Raw genomic sequence first — 19,444 nt, 5'->3', positions numbered from 1 at the left:
CAACGGAGGACGTTATGGCTGATAAATTGCCCATGACGCTGAAAGACTTACAAGACCAAGGTTACGTACCGGCCATCCAGGAAGAACTAACGGAGGCACTGGGGGGAGAGGCGTTCCTCCATCAGTTCCGCGAACCCTTTGATTGCACGGTCGCTGATGATGGCGATGTTTGCCTTCGTACAGGCTGCATCGGCTTAGGAAAAGAAAAGTACAGATATGTGTCCGTATGCTTTCAAGGACAGTGCAAGCAAACCTATAAACAATTGTGCCCCTGAAGACCCGAAGCAACCCGACAGGGATTTCAAAAACAGACCTGAAGCGACTGCGAAGTGCGGTGATGCTATCATGTTGTCCGATTTGATAGGCAAGGGTTATCTGTGATTGACCCCGCTTAAACCCCAATCGCCGCCACCAAAATCCGGTTTTGCCGGCGTATCGCCGCGCGCAGTTCCGCAATCCTGGCCTTGTCGCGCTTCACGAACTCGATGAACATCATGTTCATGTTGTTGAACACCAGCTCGCCCAGGGCCTGCCCGTCGATATCGCGGCGCACCAAGTCGATCGCCTGCAGTCTCGCGATCAGCGCGCGGATCTGTTCGGTCAGTGCCCGGTCGAGGGCGGTATAGGCCTGGCCGAACGGGCTGTCGGGCAGCTGCGTCGAGATCGCCATCGCCTGCCGCCACATCTCCTTGCTGAGATAATGCAGCGAATGCTCGATGTAGATGCCGAGCAGCGTGTCGAGCGCGTCGCCGACATTGGCCGGCGGGTTGGCAACGACGCCCTGCCCGGCGTTCAGCACCTCGTTGACCTCCATCGAGACGATGGCGCCGAGGATGTCGCCCTTGTTCTGGTAGTAATTGTAGATCGTGCCGACCGACACCTCGGCCTGCGCCGCGATCGTCTCGATCTTGGCGCCTTCATAGCCGGCGTCGCGGAAAAGCGCCGCCGCCGCCTCGATGATACGACGGTGCCGGTCCGCCTTTTGCCTTGCCCGCAATCCACTCATATCGGCTATTTGCCATAAAAACAGAATTGACTCAATTTTAGAATTGGTTCAATTTTTTGCCAGATGCCAAAAAGGCAAGGGAGAACACTCGATGTCCATCAATCCAAAGACCCCGAATCCGACGACCAGGAATCCGCATTCCGTTCTGAAGAGCCATCTCCATGCCGCGTGTGCTGCGACAGCGCTGCTGCTGGCGACGGGCGGTCTCGCTCAGGCTGCTGATCTCAACGCCTTGATCTGGTGCGATCACGCCGACCCGGCGCTGCTGCAGCCCTTCGAGGAGGCCAATAGCGTCAAGGTCAATGTCAAGGAATTCGAGGGCACCGGCGCCGGCATGGCGATTGTCGAACAGTCGCAGCCCGGCGACTGGGATGTGATGGTGATCGACAGCATCGACATACCGCGCGGCGTTGAAAAGGGCCTGTTCGAGCCTCTGCCGGAAGACAAGCTGCCCTTCGCCGACCTCTTTCCGCAGGTGAAGATGGACAGCTCCACCGTGGTCGACGGCAAGCGCTACGGCATCACCGAAAAATTCGGCTACAACACGATCGGCTACAACAAGACCAAGGTCGATCCGGCCGACATGCAGTCGATGGCCGCGCTGACCGGCGACAAGTATAAGGGCAAGATCGCCATCTACGACTATTACCTGCCGGTCATCGGCATGGCAGCACTGGCGATCGGCAAGAAGACCGCCGAGCTGACCGAAGCCGACCTTCCTGCCATCAAGGAAGAGCTGCTCAAGATGAAAGCCAATGCCAAGCTGGTCGGCGAAGTGACCGCCAGCCAGACGGCGCTGGCGACCGGCGAGGTCGATATTCTGGTCGGCGGTGGCGAGTGGGTGACGGCCGGGCTGGCCAAGGAGAACCCTGCCCTCGATTTCTCGATTCCGAAAGAAGGCGCTGTGCTGTGGTCGCAGTCGCTGGCCATGTTCAAAGATTCCAAAAACAAGGACATGGCGCTGAAATTCATCCAGTACATTATGAGCCCTGAAGGCCAGGCGCGGCTTGCCACCTCTGCCTGCTATTGGGGCATGCCGGCGAATGCCAAGGCGGCGCTGAGCGACGAGCAGAAGAAGATCCTGCGCTTCGACGAGCAGCCGGATTTCCTCGCCCGCGCCCAGTCCTATCCGGCGCCGAACGCCGATCTCGACAAGAAGATGCAGGACGTCTGGACCGAAATGCTGCAGGCGCAGTGACCGGTCGCCGGTCGTGAGTGCTGCCACAAACAGCGGGCGTGCCCTGCCCCGGGCCCTGCCCTGGGCGCTGGTCACGCCGGCGCTCGGCTGGACGCTGCTGTTCTTCGTCCTGCCTTTCCTGGCTATGGGGTTTTCCAGCCTGACTGCGCATGACGGCGGTGGCTTTACGCTCGCCAACTACAGCCAGTTCTTTGCCAATCCGGCCTATTGGCAGGCGATGGTGAACTCGCTGCAGGTCACCGCTATCGTCACAGTGGTTTCGGTGCTGCTCGCCTACCCCTTCGCCTGGATCCTGGCCGAACAGGTGCCGGAGCGCTGGCAGCGGCTGGCGCTGATGCTGGCAGTGCTGCCGTTCTGGACCTCCTATGTCGTGCGTTCCTACTCCTGGCTGCTGGTGCTGGCGCAGAACGGCGTGATCAACCGCGCGTTGACCGGCTCCGGCCTGTTCAGCGAGCCGGTGCAGCTGGCCAACACACGGCTGGCCACAATCATCGGCTTCGTCCATTTCTTCGTCATGCTTTTGACGTTGACGATCTTCGCCAATCTGAAGCAGCTCAGCCCCAGCTACCGCAAGGCCGCCGCCGATCTCGGCGCCGGGCCGGTGCGCACGTTCCTACATATCGTGTTGCCGCTGACCTTGCCCGGCATCATGGTCGGCGCCTTCCTCACTTTCGTGCTGTGCATCGGCGACTACATCACGCCGCAGATCCTCGGCGGCAACAACGAGCTCTTGATGCCGCAACTCGTCATGATGCAGATCGGCCGGCGCGGCGACTTTCCGCTCGCCTCGGCGCTGTCGATCATCCTGATGGCGGTCGTCACTGTCGCTTACCTCGCCTGCGCCCGCTGGCTGAAGATTGAGCGGGCCTGAGATGCGCGCTCTCGTCCGCATCGCCTCCTGGATCTACGCCATAGCCATCTATGGCTTCATCTTCCTGCCGGTGGTCGTGCTGGTGCTGTTTTCGCTGCAGGCGACGTCGTTTCCGATCCCGCCCTTCACCGGGCCGTCGCTGCGCTGGTACGACGCCGTGCTCGCCGACACGCGGCTGACCTCGGCGCTGGTCAATTCGCTTCTAGTGGCCGCCCTCTCCTCAGCTGCCGCCGTTACGCTGGGTTTCCTCTCCGCCTGGGGCTTTGCACGTTTCGCCTTGCCGGGCTCGGCCCTGCTGCGCGGACTGATCACGCTGCCGCTGACAGTGAGCTATCTCATCATCGGCATGGGGCTGCTGGTGCTGTTCAACTGGGCCGGCGTGCCAAAATCGCTGCTTGCCGCCGGCATCGGCCATGTCGTGATCAACCTGCCGCTCTGCTTTGCCATCATCTACAGCCAGATGGGCGACCATCAGATCAACATCGAACGCGCCGCGCGCGACCTCGGCGCGCCCGAGTGGAAGGTGCTGCTGCTGATCACCGTGCCTGTCATGGCGCCGGCGATCTTCGCCGGGTTCTTCCTGTCGATGACCTTCTCCTGGGACGAGTTCGTGATCTCGTTCCTGCTGACGCGCTTCGACACGACGCTGCCGGTCGAGATCTGGAACCTCCTCCGCTCAGGCCTCAATCCCAAGACCAACGCGGTCGGTTCGCTGGTCTTCGCCGTCTCCATCGTGCTGGTGGTATTGTTCGAACTGATGCTGTTGCGGAGGAAGCCGGCATGACCGCGCCTTTGGTCGATATAAGCTCCGTCTCGCATCGCTTCGGCCAGCAGACCGTGCTGAAGAACGTGTCGCTGCAAATCGAGCCGGGCAGCTACACCATCCTGCTCGGGCCGTCGGGCTCCGGCAAGACGACGCTTTTGTCCATTCTCGGCGGTTTCGTCACACCGAGCGAAGGCAAGGTGCTGATCCGCGGCGAGGACTGCACGTCCGTGCCGCCGGCGAAGCGCCCAACGACCACGGTGTTCCAGGACTATGCGCTGTTTCCGCATATGAGCGTCGGCGGCAATGTCGGCTTCGGCCTGCGCATGCAAGGCGTCGATGCCGCGACACGGGCCGCGCGGGCGCGCGAGGCGCTGGCACTGGTCGGTCTTGCGACTGCTTTCGACAAGAAGCCGCACCAATTGTCCGGAGGCCAGCGGCAGCGCGTCGCGCTGGCGCGAGCGCTGGTCATCGAGCCGGCGGTGCTGCTGCTCGACGAGCCGCTCGGCGCGCTCGATCTCAAATTGCGTCGGCAGATGCAGGATGAGCTAAAAGCAATCCAGAAACGCGTCGGCACCGCCTTCATCCATGTCACCCATGACCAGGAGGAAGCGATGGCGCTGGCCGACCATTGCGTGGTGATGAACGATGGGCGCATCGAGGACGAAGGGCCGCCTGAGCGCGTCTATGCGCGGCCGGCGACGCGCTTTTCTGCCACCTTCATGGGCGAAAGCACGCTGATATCGGGAACGGTGACGAAGGCGAAGGACGGAACAATCACTGTCGCGACGCAGACTGGATCGTTCTCGCTGCCCGGCACATTGCCGGCCGGCGCGGCTGTCGCCCTCGCCATTCGTCCGGAGCATCTTGTCCTCGGCGCGGCCAGCGGCGCTATAAGGCTCGGCACAGCCAAGGTGAGCGACGTGGTGTTTCAAGGCAGCTTCAAGCGCGTGCTTGCTGTCTCCGAGAAAGACCCGGCGCTGCACTTCATCGCCAGGGTTCCCGCCGCTGCGGCCGTCCGGCCGGGCGACATCGTTGCGGTTTCGTGCGACGTTGGCGATGTCATCCTTCTGGCGGGCTGAGCCATGGGCACGCTTCCGGTCATCGACGCTCCGAATTGGTATGAAACCATCCGCATGGGCGATGGCGTGACGCTGATCCACGAGCCGTGGATCAAGCCGTTCTTCCGCTGCAACATCTGGCATGTGCGCGGTCGCGACCGTGATCTTCTGTTCGACACCGGCCTCGGCCATTTCAGCCTGCGGCGCCATGTGCCGCTGGTGACGGAGCGAAAGCTCACCTGCGTGGCGAGCCACACGCATTTCGACCATATCGGCTGCCATCACGAATTTCCGGACCGCTGCGTGCATCTCGCCGAGGCGGAAATCCTGGCCGACCCGCGCAACGAATGGACGGTCGCCGACCGTTATGCCACCGACGAGATGTTCGATGGCATGCCAGAGGGTTGGGACACGGCGCGCTACCATATCCTGCCGGCGCCGGCCGGCCGTCTGCTCGAACAAGGCGATGTCGTCGATCTCGGCGACCGTGCCTTCGAGGTGATCCACACGCCGGGTCATTCGCCCGGCGGCATCGCGCTCTACGAGCAGAAGACTGGCATCCTGCTTTCCGGCGACATCATCTATGACGGCCCGCTGATCGACGATGTCTATCATTCAGCCGTCGACGACTATGTCGAGACGCTGTTACGGATGCGCGAGCTCGATATCGCAGTCGTGCATGGCGGCCATTTCCCGAGCTTCGGCAAGGTGCGCTATCGCCAGCTTATCGAGGAGTATCTCGCACAAAAGCGGCAGGCCGGCTGCCATCTGCTGCAGCCGCGATAGGCACCGGCCTCACGTATCGCGTGAGGTGCATGGCGAATTCACAGCGCCCTTTGCGGGCACGGCGTGCCGGCGGCATCGCCGCAGCGTGAAGCCGTGGGTTGGGGTCTCAAACTCGTCTCTTCGGACTGGCGCACCAGTTGGGCAAAGGCAAGAGCAAAACTTCCCAGCATCAGGACGATGATGATCAGGCGTGTTACCGGCAATAGATTGATCCGACTGGCTGGCCCCCACGCCGCCCATCCACTGCCGGCTAACATGATCGATCCGGCTTTACGAGAGTTTAATCCCCGTCTTAACCATCACATTCGCTTGTCACTCGACACGATGCGCGAGCGCCTGGCCGGCGCGCTTCCCGGCACTGTGTAGAGGGCAGCACACGCCTGCCTTTGCAGATTTGCCCGCCCATGCTAACCCGGCGCTGGCGCGGCCCTAGCAACCGGTCGCCATTGGGGAGCCATGAGCAAAGCCGCCAACCGTTTCGCCTTCGTCTCGTCCGGCACCGCTGACGCCAATGCGGCGCTGGAAAGCCTGTCGGTGCGCTATGGCCAGGCATCCATCGAGGATGCCGAGATTGTCGTCGCCCTGGGTGGCGACGGCTTCCTGTTGCAGACCTTGCGCGACACGATGAGCACAGGAAAAAAGGTCTACGGCATGAACCGTGGCACCATCGGCTTCCTGATGAACGAATACCGCGCCAGCGGTTTGACGGGGCGCATCGCGGCGGCCGTTGCCGAAACGATCCGCCCGCTGGAGATGCAGGCGGTGACGGCAGAGGGCGAAACGATTTCGGCCTTGGCGATCAATGAGGTTGCGCTATGGCGCCAATCCTACCAGACGGCCAAGATCCGTATCACCGTGGACGAGCAAGTGCGGCTGGAGGAATTGAACTGTGACGGTGTGATGATCGCGACGCCGGCCGGCTCGACCGCCTACAATCTGTCCGCGCACGGGCCGATCCTGCCGCTCGACGCACCGCTGCTGGCGCTGACCCCGGTCAGTCCGTTCCGCCCGCGCCGCTGGCGCGGCGCGCTGCTCTCCAACAAGGCGGTCGTGCGCTTTGAAATTCTGGAGCCGGAAAAACGGCCGGTGAATGCCGCCGCCGACCACACCGAGGTCAAGGGGGTGACCACGGTCACGGTCAGGGAATCACCGACGGCGACCGCGACGCTGCTGTTCGATCCCAACCATTCGTGGAATGAGCGCATTCTCGCCGAACAGTTCCGTTACTGAGCCGGTACAGCGACCGACAGCTCGATTAAGCATCGCGATTAAGGTTACGACTTCACAATCATGCCGTTCCCCGCCCGTTTCTGTTGACAAATCGTGGGCTTGCGCCTACCTGCAATACCAATCTTGCAGGCGCGCGGCGCTTGCCGCGACTGCTTACGTTGCGCCCCCGAACCAGCCAAAGACAGCCAAACTTGTCCTCAGACGCCCAGATCGCTCAAGAAGCGTTGACCTTCGCAGACCTCGGCCTGTCGCCGAAGGTCCTTTCCGCAGTCACCGATGCCGGCTACACCGAGCCGACGCCGATCCAGGCTGGCGCCATTCCGCACGCCTTGCTCGGCAAGGATGTGTTGGGCATCGCCCAGACCGGCACCGGCAAGACCGCCTCGTTCGTGCTGCCGATGCTCACCCGGCTTGAAAAGGGCCGGGCACGCGCCCGCATGCCGCGCACACTAATCCTCGAGCCGACGCGCGAGCTTGCCGCGCAGGTCGAGGAAAACTTCGTCAAATACGGCAAGAACCACAAGCTCAACATCGCGCTGTTGATCGGCGGGGTGTCCTTCGACGAGCAGGACAAGAAGCTGGAGCGCGGCGCCGACGTGCTGATCGCGACGCCCGGCCGCCTGCTCGACCACCGCGAGCGCGGAAAGCTTCTGCTCAACGGCGTCGAGATCCTCGTCATCGACGAGGCCGACCGCATGCTCGACATGGGCTTCATTCCCGACATCGAGCGCATCTGCGAAATGATCCCGTTCACGAGGCAGACGCTGTTCTTCTCGGCGACGATGCCGCCTGAGATCACCAAGCTCACCGAGAAATTCCTGCACGCCCCGGTGCGCGTCGAGGTTTCGAAGGCCGCGTCGGCCGCCACCAATATCATCCAGCGGCTGGTGAAATCCGGTTCGAAACCCTGGGATAAGCGCGAGACGCTGCGCAATCTGATAAAGGCCGAGGACGCCGAGCTGAAGAACGCCATCATCTTCTGCAACCGTAAGGTCGAGGTTTCGGAGCTTTTCCGGTCGCTGCTGAAATATGATTTCGACGCCGGCGCGCTGCATGGCGACATGGACCAGCGCGCGCGCATGCAGATGCTGGCCAATTTCCGTGACGGCAAACTGCGCTACCTCGTTGCTTCGGACGTTGCCGCGCGCGGCCTCGACATTCCCGATGTCAGCCACGTCTTCAATTACGACGTGCCGATCCATGCCGAGGACTATGTCCACCGTATCGGCCGCACCGGCCGCGCCGGACGCTCGGGCAAATCCTTCACCATCGCCACCAAGTCCGACACGAAATACATCGACGCGATCGAACGGCTGATCGGCAACAAGATCGAGTGGCATGACGGCGATCTGTCGACGGTCGTCGCCAGCGAGGGTGGAGAGGACGATGCTCCCCGCCGTGGCCGCGGCGCGCCGCGCCGTGCCGGTCGTAAGGACGACGACCGCAAGGACAGGGGCGAACGCAAACCGCGCGAACGCCACGCCAGGCAAAGCGAAGATGCAGCACCGGATACGACGGGCGAGCCAGTGATGGCCGAGACCGCAGTCACCGATGCCGGTGAGCGGCGCGCGCGCAAGGAAACGATCCGCTCGGAAAATACCGAGCGCCAAGCCTCCCCCGAACGCCACGCTTCACCCGAACGCCAGGCTTCACCCGAGCGTAAGGCTTCGCCCGATCGCAATCGCAACGAACAGCGTGCGCCGGAACGTGGCGACACCAGGCCGCAGCGCGACGGCAACCGCCCTGCCCGCAATCGCCAGGAAGATAATGATGCGACCGTTGGCTTCGGCGACGACATGCCCGCCTTCATGCGCATCGTGGCCAAGGTGTGATCACAGCAGAAATTCTCAAATGCCAACGAAAACGGCCCTTTGCGGGGCCGTTTTCATGTCTGATATTTGCTTTGTTCAGGTTGGCGGCGCGAAAGCTGGATCTCAGCGTGTCGGTTCTGGTCTAGAGCGGTTCAGCTTTTGATAGAATCGCCGAGCCGCTCTAAGTATTTGTTCTTACGCAATTCCGGACGGAAAACCGCTACGCACTTTTCCTGGAATTGCTCTAGGCGGGGTCGACGGCCGCCATGACCACGAGGCCGTCGACCGCGCCGCGTTGTCTTGTCTGATCCGGTGGCTACAGATTTTTAAATTCCAGGCGGGACGGCAACATATCCAGAAACGTGCGAACTTTGGCTGAAGATGATCTGCCTTCCGGCCATACGGCGTGCATCGGCACCGGCACCGGCTCGAAGTCGCTTAAAACCACCTCTAGGCGGCCATCATCCACCAAATGCCTTATCTGCCAAAGGGGCGAGTAGCCCAAACCCAATCCGTGAACTGCGGCCGCATAGATCGGTGCCATCAAATTGGATCGAAAACTGCCAGCCACTTTCACCGCCCGAGGTTTCCCCTCGATCTGAAACATCCATTCACCTGGACGCTGGTCGGAGGTTCGAACAATGCAACTGTGCTTGCTCAGTTCAAACGGATGCGCTGGTCGGCCACGGCGTTCAAAGTAGGAAGGCGAGCCGAACACGACGCGCCGCAACGCGCCCAAGCGTCTGGCTCGCAAGCTGGAATCCGGCAAATTGCCGATCCGTATTGCCAGATCGAGGCCCTCGGCATCAAGGTCGACAAATCCGTCGGCGAGTTGGAGGTCAACCTCGACCTGAGGATGCATGCGCATGTAGTCGGCAATGACAGGTATTACGAAATCCGGGCCGAACAGAACTGGCGCGCCCACGCGCAAGATGCCCGATGGTTCCGATCGTTGGTTGGCGGCTTGGAGTCTTGCGTCGTTTATTTCGTCGATGGCGGGTTTGATGCGGTGGAAAAACGCCGCCCCAGCTTCGCTTGGTGTCGAACGGCGCGTCGTTCTCTGTACAAGCTCGACCCCGACGGATTCCTCCAGCGTCGCCAAAGACCGGCTGATCGATTGCAGTGAGCGGTTCAGCCGGCGTGCGGCGGCCGTCAAACTTCCGTGCTCGACGACTGCCATGAAAGCTTCAAAATCGTCTATCCGGCTCATGACATCTCCGTTTCTCTCGAAAATCGAGAGAAACTATCGCAAAGCCAAATAATTGTAACGCTGTTCGCGACGTTTTATTTCCCTGGAAGAAATCCCGAAAGGGCAGGTTTCATCGAAGGGAATTGTCATGCGAGCACCCGATCCAACCGTCCTGGTCGTGGGCGCAACAGGCCGATTTGCCGGATTTGTCGTGCCTGAGCTTATCCGCCGCAATGCCACTGTTCGAGCACTCATTCGCGACCCTGCGAACGCCGAAAAGGCCCGGAGGCTCGGGGCATCCGAGGTCGTGACCGGCAATTTGCGCAACCCTCAGAGCCTCGGAAATGCCGTCGAGGGCGTCGACGGCGTCTTCCACATCGGACCGGCCTTTGCCCCCGACGAAACAGCCATGGGTGTTGCCATGGTCGAGGCCGCTGGACGAGCGGGCGTTCGAAAATTCGTCTTCTCGTCGGTGATCCAGCCGACCAATACGAGGCTAAAAAACCATGCGAGCAAGGTGCCGGTCGAGGATGCTCTCTACTCGACGAACATGGAATACACCATTTTGCATCCTGCCAATTTCATGCAGAACATCGCAGCAGCCTGGCCGTCCATCGTTAGGGACGGCGTTTTCTCGGAACCGTTTCCAAAGACAGCAAAGCTGGCGCGTGTCGATTACCGCGATGTCGCCGAAGTGGCAGCGATCGCATTGACCGAAGCGCGGTTGTCTTATGCGACGCTTGAACTGTGCGCGGACGGTATGCATAGCCGAGAAGAGATCGTTTCAATGATGAGTGAGGAACTTGGCCGGTCCATTTCTGCTGGCGAGCCGACCGTTGGTGAGTGGGCGGCAAATACCCGTCTTCCCTACGATGACCGCCAATTGCAGCTGCTGGCTAAAGTCCATGAACACTACGCCAAATATGGTCTCGGCGGAAACAGCCTGACGTTGCGCTGCGCCTTGGGCCGCGAGCCGCGTTCGCTACGAAGCTTTATCCGAGAACTAGCCTTGCAAACGGCACAGGTCGCCTGATCGCGCCCACAAACATTTTCTGACTAGGAGATTTCCATGCAAGCATCACCGCACAAGACGTTGAAGCTGAGAAAACTGCCGCCTTCCTACAGTGCTGTGGTTATGCCGTTCGTTCTTTCAATCCTCATGACCTGCATCATCTCGGCGGTTTCGACGGCGATCGGCACCGGCTGGACGAACGGTTTCGTAGCGACCTGGTCATACGCATGGGGCGTATCATGGCTTGTTGCGTTTCCGAGCCTGCTGATTGTCCTTCCGATCGTGCGCCGGATCGTTGCGGCAATTGTCGATCAGTCGGTCCGACCCTGAAAACGAAGCGACAGGCACCGACGTTTCGTCGGTTCAGCAAAAGCAAACAAGAACGGCCCCTTGCGGGGCCGTTCTCATGTTCAATGCCGTCTTCTAATTTTGTCTTGCTCAGGTGAGCGGTGAAAGTTGTATCTCGACACGGCGGTTCTGGGCACGGCCGTCCGCCGTCGCATTGGAAGCGATTGGACGCGTCTTGCCAAAGCCGGTGACGGCGAAGCGGCGGGAATCGACGCCCTGCCCGGACAGATAGTTGGCGACCGCCAGCGCGCGGCGCTGCGACAGGTCGAAATTGTGTTGGTCGCCGCCGGTCGAGTCGGTGTGGCCGAACACGTCGACCGTGGTCTGCCGGAACTTGTTCAGCACAAGTGCGACTGAATTCAACACCTGATAGAAGCCGGGCTTCACCGCATCCTGGTCGACGTTGAAGGTGATGTCGGACGGCATGTTGAGGATGATCTGGTCGCCGGTGCGGGTGACGCTGACGCCGGAGCCCTGAAGCTGCCGGCGCAGTTCGGCCTCGTTCTGGTCCATGGTGGCGCCGATGGCGCCGCCGGCGAGCGCGCCGACGCCAGCGCCGATCAGCGCATTACGGCGATCGTTGCCGCCGGCAAGCAGGCCGAGCCCCGCACCCGCCAGCGCGCCGATGCCGGCGCCGGCCGCAGTGTTGGAAACCTTCTGCTCTCCGGTATACGGATCGGTGGTGGTGCAGGCGCTCACGAGTACAGCCGTCGCCACGGCGACGAGCACAGTCTTTTTCATTGGGTAGTCCCTCTCCAGTCCGCGGTCCCACCGACGGCGCGCCGCATCAGCCCTTCCGTCGCATCGACCCGAAAAATCATCGATTTTCGGAAGGCACGATGCATAGATTCAAAGTCTTAGAGCGTACTTTGTGCGTCCAAGTGGACGCACGTCGCTCTAATGTCTTGTAACATGAAATGCGGCGAAAAATGGAACGGGAAAGGCGGCTGCTATGGCTTTTCCCGGTCAAATTCCACGGCCGCGATATTGCGCAATTTTGATCGGCTACCAGAGACTATCGGCTACCAGAGATTCTTGCCGTCGATGACGACGACCTCGACCTGATCGAGGTCGAAATCGTCGAACAGCCGCGAGTTCACGCTGATCTTCGGATTGTCGAAATCCGGCTTGCCGGTCGACCAGTCCGGCGTTTCGGTAAAGGTGCCGCAGCCGCAGGTGGCGCAGAAACCGTGTTTGATCGTTTTCGACCCCCACTGGTAGAATGAGACATTCTTGAGTGGGCTGGTGAGCTTGAATTGCGACGGGGTGTAGTAGGCCCATAACGAGCCGCGCTTCGAGCAGAAGGAACAGGTGCATTGCGTCACGGTCTGCGGCGCTTGCGAGACCTCGAATGTCGTCGCCCTGCAGTGGCAGCTTGCCTTTATGGTCATGAACGCCTTCCTCCCGATTGCCTGCCGCCCGCGCGGCAAGGCAACATAAAGTGACGCTTCTGACAACCGTCTGCAGCAGACTCGCTTGCCTGCGTCAGACGCGTGGCGCCTAAAAGGACGACGGCGGCACGAATAGGCAGATGGTCTTTCCGTCGTTGGCGCCGGCGACCGAGCACCAGTGATATTCGCCATCGGGCGAATTCTTGATCCGTGTGTCGCTGTAGGCCACGACCTCGCCTGTCCCCTTGATGACGTAGCCCTCCGGACGCTCGCTGATCGAGGTCTGCGAGACGGCGCGGCAATCATAACCCGAGCAACAGGAGAATGGGTAACTCCAGCCTTGCGGCTTCGCTGCGGTCGGCTTGGCGTCGTGCGCCAAAGCGGCCGCTGCAAATGTGATGGTGGCGGCCGTCAGAGCCACCACCGCGATGATTGAATTCAGGAGGCGGCGCGCCGTGTTGACGGCTGAGGCCGGTCGGGTCGTGAAAGCAGGCATGGGCGCAGTTCCTATCAACGAGTTCAAGCGTTTCGCTTGCCCGTTCCCGGATCGTGTCTTCCCAGTGGCCGGATCGTCAGGTCGCAGATACGCCGCGTCCGGCCATAAATGCTTTTTTCCCCCCAGCCTTCGAATGCTGGGCTGATTCCTTTGTTGGCGCAAGAAAATTGCTGTGCAAGCCGAGCGCCGACATCTGCAGCCGGAACCAGACTGCCGGGGTCGACGAGAGTGACTTCATCAACCCCGGCAGATGGGATCGCAGATAACGAGATTCAGCTCGCAGTGGTTCCGGGCTAAGCGCCGGCAGGCCGGCAGAATCTACCCCCGAAGTAGAAGTCGTTCTGAAAAATTCGATGAAAAAACAAAGCCATAAAGCGACCGCTCAATTAGGGTGAGAGCCTGTTACTGTAGCGTGATGTTCCTGCCGCTTTGGTGCGTAAGAGCTTCAGTCGATATCGGCCACCACTTCGCCGGCGCCGCCCTCGATGCGCTGCGACAGCGAGGCCTCCATGAAGTCGTCGAGGTCGCCGTCCAGCACGCTCGACGGGCTTGTGCTCTCGACGCCAGTGCGCAGATCCTTCACCAGTTGATAGGGCTGCAGAACGTAGGAGCGGATCTGGTGGCCCCAGCCGATATCGCTCTTCGACGCTTCGGTGGCGTTCGCCACCGCCTCGCGCTTCTTCAGCTCTTCCTCGTAGAGCCGCGAGCGCAGCATCTCCCAGGCCTTCGCCTTGTTCTTGTGCTGAGAGCGCTCGGCCTGGCAGGCGACCGCGATGCCGGTGGCGAGATGGGTGATGCGGACCGCCGAATCGGTGGTGTTGACGTGCTGGCCGCCCGATCCGGACGAACGATAGGTGTCGATGCGAACATCCGATTCGGAAACGTCGATCTCGATCGTATCGTCGATCACGGGATAGACCCAGACGCTGGCGAACGACGTGTGGCGGCGCGCATTGCTGTCATAGGGCGAAATACGCACGAGACGGTGGACACCGGATTCCGTCTTCAGCCAACCATAGGCATTGTGGCCCTTGATCAGCAGCGTGGCGGACTTGATGCCCGCCTCTTCGCCGTCATGCACTTCCAGCACCTCGACCTTGAAGCGGCGCCGCTCGGCCCAACGCGTGTACATGCGCAGAAGCATCGAGGCCCAGTCCTGGCTTTCGGTGCCGCCGGCGCCGGCATGGACCTCGAGATAGCTGTCGTTGGCGTCCGCCTCGCCCGAAAGCAGCGTCTCGATCTGGCGAGCCTTTGCCTCGCCGCGCATCGAGCGGATCGCCGCTTCCGCCTCGGCGACGACGCTCTCGTCGCCCTCTTCCTCGCCAAGCTCGATCAGGCCGATATTGTCTTCCAGCGCCTGGGTGAGGCCTTTGACTGCGGCGATGCCGTCCTCGAGGCCCTGGCGCTCACGCATCAGCTTCTGCGCCTCCAGCGGCTCGTTCCAGAGGCTCGAATCCTCGGCACGCACGTTCAGGTATTCAAGCCGCTTTATGGCCTGATCCCAGTCAAAGATGCCTCCTCAGCAGGGTAATCGCCTGCCTGATTTCGTCGACAATGTTCTGCGTTTCCGCGCGCATGGCTGGCTGTTCTGTCCTGTGTTGAAATGGTGCCCTATTGCTTAAACAGAGCTTGCGTTGGCGCGATACATAGGGACGGCACCGCCGCCTGTAAAGCGAAATGGGCCGGCTCGAAAGCCGGCCCAGAATGCCATATCCTATGTCAATAGAGCCCGCCGCCGCCGGACTGGATGGCCTGGTTGGCCTGTGGCGACAGCGAACCGCCGGAGGCGTTGGAGCCGTCCGCATCCATGCCGATTACCCAGTAGCTGTCGGCGGGGCCGGTGCCCGGCTTGAAGGCTTCGATAAAGGCGCCAGCGTCGCCTGGGTTGGCGCGCATGCCGGTCTTGCGATTGATGGCGATCAGCTTCATGCCTTCGGGGACCTTGAAATCGACATTGGGCGTGCCGTCCAGCGCCACGCGCATGACGTCCTTGAAGATCGGCGCGGCGAGGCCGCCGCCAGTCGCGCCCTTGCCAAGACCTTTCGGCTGATCGTAGCCCATGTAAAGCCCGACAACGAGATTGGGCGTGTAGCCGATGAACCAGGTATCCTTCTCGTCGTTTGTCGTTCCGGTCTTGCCGGCGATGTGGCGGCCGAGTTCGGCGACGGTGGCGCCGGTGCCGCGCTCGACGACGCCCTCCATCATCGAGGTGATCTGATAGGCGGTCATCGGATCGAGCACCTGCTCGGAATTGTCGACCAGTTCCGGCTCAGGCTGGTTCTGCCATTCGGCGGCGTTGCAATTTTCGCAGCCGCGTTCGTCCTGCCTGTATACCGTCTTGCCGTAGCGATCCTGGATGCGGTCGATCAGCGTCGGCTTGATCGACTTGCCGCCGTTGGCCATGATCGAATAAGCCGACACCATGCGCATCACGGTGGTCTCGCCCGAACCCAGCGCCATCGGCAGGTACGGCGCCAGACGGTCATAGACGCCGAAGCGCTCGGCATATTCCGCGACCAGCTTCATGCCCATGTCGTTGGCCAGGCGCACAGTCATCAGATTGCGCGACCTCTCGATGCCGGACCGCAAAGTCGCCGGGCCAGCTGTCCTTCCATCGTAGTTCTTCGGCGTCCAGGTCGTGTTGCCGCTCTTGATGGTGATCGGGCCGTCCATGATCACCGAAGCCGGCGTATAGCCATTGTCGAGGGCGGCCGAATAGACGATCGGCTTGAACGACGAACCCGGCTGCCGCATGGCCTGCGTGGCACGGTTGAATTCGGATTGCGCGTAGGAGAACCCGCCGACCATGGCCAGAACACGGCCGGTATGCGGATCCATGGCGATCAAGCCGCCTTCCACTTCGGGGGCCTGGCGCAGGATATAGGCTCCGTCCGTACCCTCTTTCTTCTGCACGAAGATGACGTCGCCCGGCTTCAGCACATCCGCCGGCGACTTGGCCTTGACGGTCTTGCCGTCGACTACATGACGCATGGCGAAGCTCATGTCCTCGCGGCTGACGGTGCCTTCGATGCGATCCTTGACGAGTTCGCCCGAGATCTGCCGCGTCGGCCGAAGGCCGATGGACAGGCCGCTCTCCGAGCTGTCGAGCACGACGGCGAGCGACCATTCGGGCACGTCGTCAAGTCCCTTGACTTCGCTCAAAGGCACGCCCCAGTCGCCGGATACGCTGATGGTCTTCACCGGCCCGCGATAGCCGCGCAGCGTGTCGAACTTCATCAGGCCGTTCTGCATGGCTTTGCGGGCGATGAGCTGCATCTTGGGATCGAGCGTTGTACGGACCGACAGGCCGCCCTCGTAGAGCGCATTCTCGCCGTAGCGCGCGCTGATCTGGCGACGCACTTCCTCGGTGAAGTATTCGCCGGCGAACAGATAGGTGCCGGAGCGGCGTGGCTTGACGCCGAGCGGCTCGGCCTTGGCCTTGGCGCCTTCCTCGGGCGTGACGTAGCCGTTGCCGACCATCTGGTCGATGACCCAGTTGCGGCGCTCGATGGCGCGGTCGGCATATTTGAACGGGTGATAGTTGGAGGGGCCCTTCGGCAAAGCCGCCAGGTAGGCCGCCTCCGCCACGGTGAGTTCATTCACCGCCTTGTCGAAATAGGTGAGTGCTGCGCCGGCGACGCCGTAGGCGCCAAGTCCGAAGAAAATCTCGTTAAGGTAGAGCTCGAGAATGCGATCCTTCGAATAGGCCTGCTCGATGCGGAAGGCGAGGATCATCTCCTTGATCTTGCGCTCGTAGGTCTGGTCCGAGGACAACAGGAAGTTTTTCGCCACCTGCTGGGTGATCGTCGAGGCGCCGACCTGGCGCTTGCCCGAGCCAAAATTCTGCAGATTGACCATGATTGCGCGGCCAAGGCCGGTCATATCGATGCCGGGATGATTGTAGAAATTCTTGTCCTCGGCAGACAGGAAGGCCGCCTTGACACGATCCGGCACCGCCTGGATCGGCAAATACAGGCGGCGCTCGCGCGCATATTCGGCCATCAGCGCACCATCGGACGCATGGATGCGGGTCGTCACTGGCGGTTCATACTTAGCCAGGACCTCGTAGTCGGGCAGATCCTTCGACAAATGGCTGATATAGATCGCCACGCCCGCCGCGACCAAAAGGGCCAGCGCCGTGCCGATGCCGAAGAAATAGCCAATGAGACGAATCATGCCCGCTCCAGTCCTTGGTTCGGGAATCTCCTAAACGAAGCCGCCTTTCGCGCAAGCTTTCGAGATGATCCCGACCAGTAATCGAAAACCCATGTCGCCACCATGTGGGGAAAATGCGGCAGCACGGAATTTCGGTCTCGAATCGGGGAAATAAGTACGGGGTGTTGTTGTCGTGCAACGCTGCCTCTGGTTGTGGGCGACGGCTGGCATCTCAGCCTCCGGTTCCTGCTCCGACCCTGGCTGAAGCGAACAGGGCGATGGCATTGGTTATGCTCTGGGCCGCCTTGCCGCGCCAATCGGCACTGAGCAGTTGCGCCTCATCCTTGGCGTTCGACAGATAGCCGAGCTCGACCAGCACGGAGGGGACATCCGGCGCCTTCAACACCTTGAAGCTCGCCGAACGCTGCGGATTGTTGATGAGGCCGACGCTGGTGGAAAGCTGGCCGACCAAAGTCTGGGCGAAACTCATCGAGAAACTATGCGTCTCGCGGCGAATCAGGTCGATCAGAATGTCGGTCACTTCCTTGTTATCGTCCTTGATCTCCATGCCGGCGAATTGGTCGGAAAGGTTTTCACGGTCGGCGAGCGCCTGCGCTTCGGGATCGGAAGCCTTGTCGGAGACCGTGTAGACGGTTGCGCCGCGAAGGCCCTTGACCCTGATCGTGTCAGCGTGGATCGAAATGAGCAGATCGGCCTCGTGCTGGCGAGCAATGCGCACGCGGTCGTCCAGCCGCAGGAATTGATCCGTCTCGCGCGTCATGAACACGTCGTACTTGCCGACTGCGGCAAGTCTGGCCCGCAATTCGGTGGCGAAGGCGAGCGTGACGTTCTTCTCGACCGTGCCGTTCAGACCCTCGGCGCCGCCGTCGATGCCGCCATGACCTGGATCGATGACGACGGTGAAGCGATGGCCTGGATTGGAGATCGGCCCGGTGCCGACCCTGCCGCCCTTGTCGGGGGAGATCGTCGAACCGGTGGTCAGCGCCTGATTGGCAAGGGCGGCGTCGAACTCCCGCGCGGACGCCGCCGACATGTCGATGGCGATGCGGTAGCCGTTGCCGTCTTCATTCTTGAGCACGTCGAGCCTGTCGACGGCGAACGGGCCCTTGCCGGTGAGAATCAGCCGCGACACTCCCTCGCCGAGATCGCCGTAGCGCACCCCCCTGACCAGGCCGCGCGCCTTCACATCCTTGGCATTGATGGCAAATTTCGTGCTTGGCAGGTCGACGACCAGACGGTGGGGGCCACGCAGCAGGAACCATTTGACGTCGGGCTCGCGGTCGAAATTCATGACGATGCGCATCTTGGTGGCGTCACCCGCCATTTTATAGGTCGTCGCGGTAAGCGGCGCGTCGCCAGCAAAGGAAACAGGCGAAGAAGCCAGGCAAGCGACAACCAGCAACAGCAGACAAGCGGCGTGGAAGAGACCGTCTCTGGCACGACCGCCCTTGTGCGTGAAGACTGCCAGTCCCATCTCTTTCCAGTCGCTCCGGTTTGGCGCCAGGCGCCCAATCTTACTTGTCGGAGTGTCGGCGTCTTGTCGAAATGCCGGCTAGGCCGCGAACTCGATTAACGATTGGTATCCAGAGAAGGTTAACCAAGCCTTTTCATCCAAAGGCTTAAAGCCGTGCTTCCGTTGCGGAACCGCTTTTTGCCGGCATCCGAAATCGGGGTTGCCTTCCAACCCGCCAAATCATAAAAGCGATGGTGGATCACTGCAATCCTGGAACCGTCCTTCTCCGCAGCTTCCCGCTACAGGTCAGATGAACGACGGCTCCTTTCGCTTCAGGCGAAAAAGGTATCAGGTGATCGCGACGAATTTCGCAGGTGTGAGCCCGTGGCGGGGGAAACGCCTGCGTGAGGAAAACGGCCGGGATTGTCCCGCGCCGGCTCTGTACGAGCAAACAAGCTGGTCCGGTTTTCCCGGGCTTTGGTTCAAAAAGGTTCTGCTGGTTACGATGGCTTCAAGCGCAATCATGGAAAGGTCCGCAGCAAACCGCGCCATTATGGCTGCGGGCGGCACCGCCATGGCGCTAAGGCAGCGGCCGGCGGACATTCAATTGCCCGGCACCCATGTTCATCCACACTCACAGCGGCGGGCTTTGC

At 61.3% G+C, this 19,444-nt stretch carries 19 protein-coding genes; 10 read left to right on the top strand and 9 right to left on the bottom strand.

What is annotated here, in order from left to right; translation table 11 throughout:
* The first annotated feature begins 14 nt into the window (after positions 1-14).
* Complete coding sequence (locus EN885_RS02835) at positions 15-275, top strand: hypothetical protein (RefSeq protein ID WP_128241164.1); 261 nt, start codon at positions 15-17, stop codon at positions 273-275.
* Between the two features lie 116 nt (positions 276-391).
* Here the strand turns inward: EN885_RS02835 and EN885_RS02830 are convergent, their stop codons facing one another.
* The gene (locus EN885_RS02830) at positions 392-1,006 is read right to left on the bottom strand and encodes a TetR/AcrR family transcriptional regulator (RefSeq protein ID WP_128241165.1); all 615 of its coding nucleotides are present in this window, start codon (positions 1,004-1,006) and stop codon (positions 392-394) included.
* 91 nt (positions 1,007-1,097) lie between these two features.
* Between EN885_RS02830 and EN885_RS02825 the strand changes: the two genes are divergently transcribed.
* Genes EN885_RS02825 through EN885_RS02805 form a run of 5 tightly spaced genes read left to right on the top strand, consistent with a single transcriptional unit; the run spans position 1,098 to position 5,685 of the window.
* A complete protein-coding gene (locus EN885_RS02825) occupies positions 1,098-2,204 on the top strand; it encodes a spermidine/putrescine ABC transporter substrate-binding protein (protein ID WP_128241166.1) in 1,107 nt (368 codons plus the stop codon).
* Between the two features lie 13 nt (positions 2,205-2,217).
* Positions 2,218-3,075: an ABC transporter permease gene (locus EN885_RS02820; protein WP_128241167.1), complete on the top strand. Its 858-nt coding sequence runs from the start codon at positions 2,218-2,220 to the stop codon at positions 3,073-3,075.
* A gap of 1 nt (position 3,076) precedes the next feature.
* Complete coding sequence (locus EN885_RS02815; protein WP_128241168.1) at positions 3,077-3,859, top strand: ABC transporter permease; 783 nt, start codon at positions 3,077-3,079, stop codon at positions 3,857-3,859.
* Positions 3,856-4,920, top strand: coding sequence for an ABC transporter ATP-binding protein (locus tag EN885_RS02810; protein WP_128241169.1), 1,065 nt, complete (start codon positions 3,856-3,858; stop codon positions 4,918-4,920). Before EN885_RS02815 ends, EN885_RS02810 begins: the two co-directional genes overlap by 4 nt.
* A 3-nt stretch (positions 4,921-4,923) precedes the next feature.
* Positions 4,924-5,685: an MBL fold metallo-hydrolase gene (locus EN885_RS02805; RefSeq protein WP_128241170.1), complete on the top strand. Its 762-nt coding sequence runs from the start codon at positions 4,924-4,926 to the stop codon at positions 5,683-5,685.
* Positions 5,686-5,723: 38 nt separating this feature from the next.
* Here EN885_RS02805 and EN885_RS02800 read toward each other — a convergent pair whose 3' ends face one another.
* Entirely contained in the window at positions 5,724-5,888 is a 165-nt protein-coding gene (locus tag EN885_RS02800) for a hypothetical protein (protein ID WP_245458044.1), read from the bottom strand.
* A gap of 253 nt (positions 5,889-6,141) precedes the next feature.
* Between EN885_RS02800 and EN885_RS02795 the strand changes: the two genes are divergently transcribed.
* Positions 6,142-6,915, top strand: a complete 774-nt coding sequence (locus EN885_RS02795; protein WP_128241171.1) for an NAD kinase — start codon at positions 6,142-6,144, stop codon at positions 6,913-6,915.
* 191 nt (positions 6,916-7,106) lie between these two features.
* On the top strand, positions 7,107-8,747 hold the full coding sequence (locus EN885_RS02790) for a DEAD/DEAH box helicase (protein WP_164897773.1): 1,641 nt from the start codon (positions 7,107-7,109) through the stop codon (positions 8,745-8,747).
* A gap of 295 nt (positions 8,748-9,042) precedes the next feature.
* On the opposite strand, the gene EN885_RS02785 is transcribed toward EN885_RS02790, so the two are convergent.
* Complete coding sequence (locus EN885_RS02785; RefSeq protein WP_128241172.1) at positions 9,043-9,936, bottom strand: LysR family transcriptional regulator; 894 nt, start codon at positions 9,934-9,936, stop codon at positions 9,043-9,045.
* 127 nt (positions 9,937-10,063) lie between these two features.
* Between EN885_RS02785 and EN885_RS02780 the strand changes: the two genes are divergently transcribed.
* The gene (locus EN885_RS02780) at positions 10,064-10,948 is read left to right on the top strand and encodes an NmrA/HSCARG family protein (RefSeq protein WP_127204405.1); all 885 of its coding nucleotides are present in this window, start codon (positions 10,064-10,066) and stop codon (positions 10,946-10,948) included.
* A gap of 36 nt (positions 10,949-10,984) precedes the next feature.
* The gene (locus EN885_RS02775; protein WP_127204406.1) at positions 10,985-11,257 is read left to right on the top strand and encodes a DUF2798 domain-containing protein; all 273 of its coding nucleotides are present in this window, start codon (positions 10,985-10,987) and stop codon (positions 11,255-11,257) included.
* A 108-nt stretch (positions 11,258-11,365) separates the two neighbouring features.
* On the opposite strand, the gene EN885_RS02770 is transcribed toward EN885_RS02775, so the two are convergent.
* The 6 genes from EN885_RS02770 to EN885_RS02745 form a co-directional block, all read right to left on the bottom strand.
* A complete protein-coding gene (locus tag EN885_RS02770; protein WP_095489478.1) occupies positions 11,366-12,016 on the bottom strand; it encodes an OmpA family protein in 651 nt (216 codons plus the stop codon).
* A 281-nt stretch (positions 12,017-12,297) separates the two neighbouring features.
* A complete protein-coding gene (locus tag EN885_RS02765) occupies positions 12,298-12,666 on the bottom strand; it encodes a GFA family protein (RefSeq protein ID WP_095489479.1) in 369 nt (122 codons plus the stop codon).
* A gap of 109 nt (positions 12,667-12,775) precedes the next feature.
* The gene (locus EN885_RS02760; RefSeq protein ID WP_095489480.1) at positions 12,776-13,162 is read right to left on the bottom strand and encodes a hypothetical protein; all 387 of its coding nucleotides are present in this window, start codon (positions 13,160-13,162) and stop codon (positions 12,776-12,778) included.
* A 445-nt stretch (positions 13,163-13,607) separates the two neighbouring features.
* A protein-coding gene (gene prfB / locus EN885_RS02755) for a peptide chain release factor 2 (RefSeq protein WP_101954579.1) occupies positions 13,608-14,739 on the bottom strand; the annotation gives its coding sequence in 2 pieces (ribosomal slippage) (positions 13,608-14,672 and positions 14,674-14,739; 1,131 coding nt in all).
* Positions 14,740-14,881: 142 nt separating this feature from the next.
* Entirely contained in the window at positions 14,882-17,338 is a 2,457-nt protein-coding gene (locus tag EN885_RS02750; RefSeq protein ID WP_126106740.1) for a penicillin-binding protein 1A, read from the bottom strand.
* A gap of 211 nt (positions 17,339-17,549) precedes the next feature.
* Positions 17,550-18,812, bottom strand: a complete 1,263-nt coding sequence (locus EN885_RS02745; protein ID WP_127204407.1) for an N-acetylmuramoyl-L-alanine amidase — start codon at positions 18,810-18,812, stop codon at positions 17,550-17,552.
* Positions 18,813-19,444: the final 632 nt, after the last annotated feature.

The sequence above is a fragment of the Mesorhizobium sp. M6A.T.Cr.TU.014.01.1.1 genome, from assembly GCF_004022765.1.
Lineage (GTDB): Bacteria > Pseudomonadota > Alphaproteobacteria > Rhizobiales > Rhizobiaceae > Mesorhizobium > Mesorhizobium mediterraneum.
Note: the sequence above shows the minus strand (reverse complement) of the source record. Positions and strands in the feature narration are given on the sequence as shown.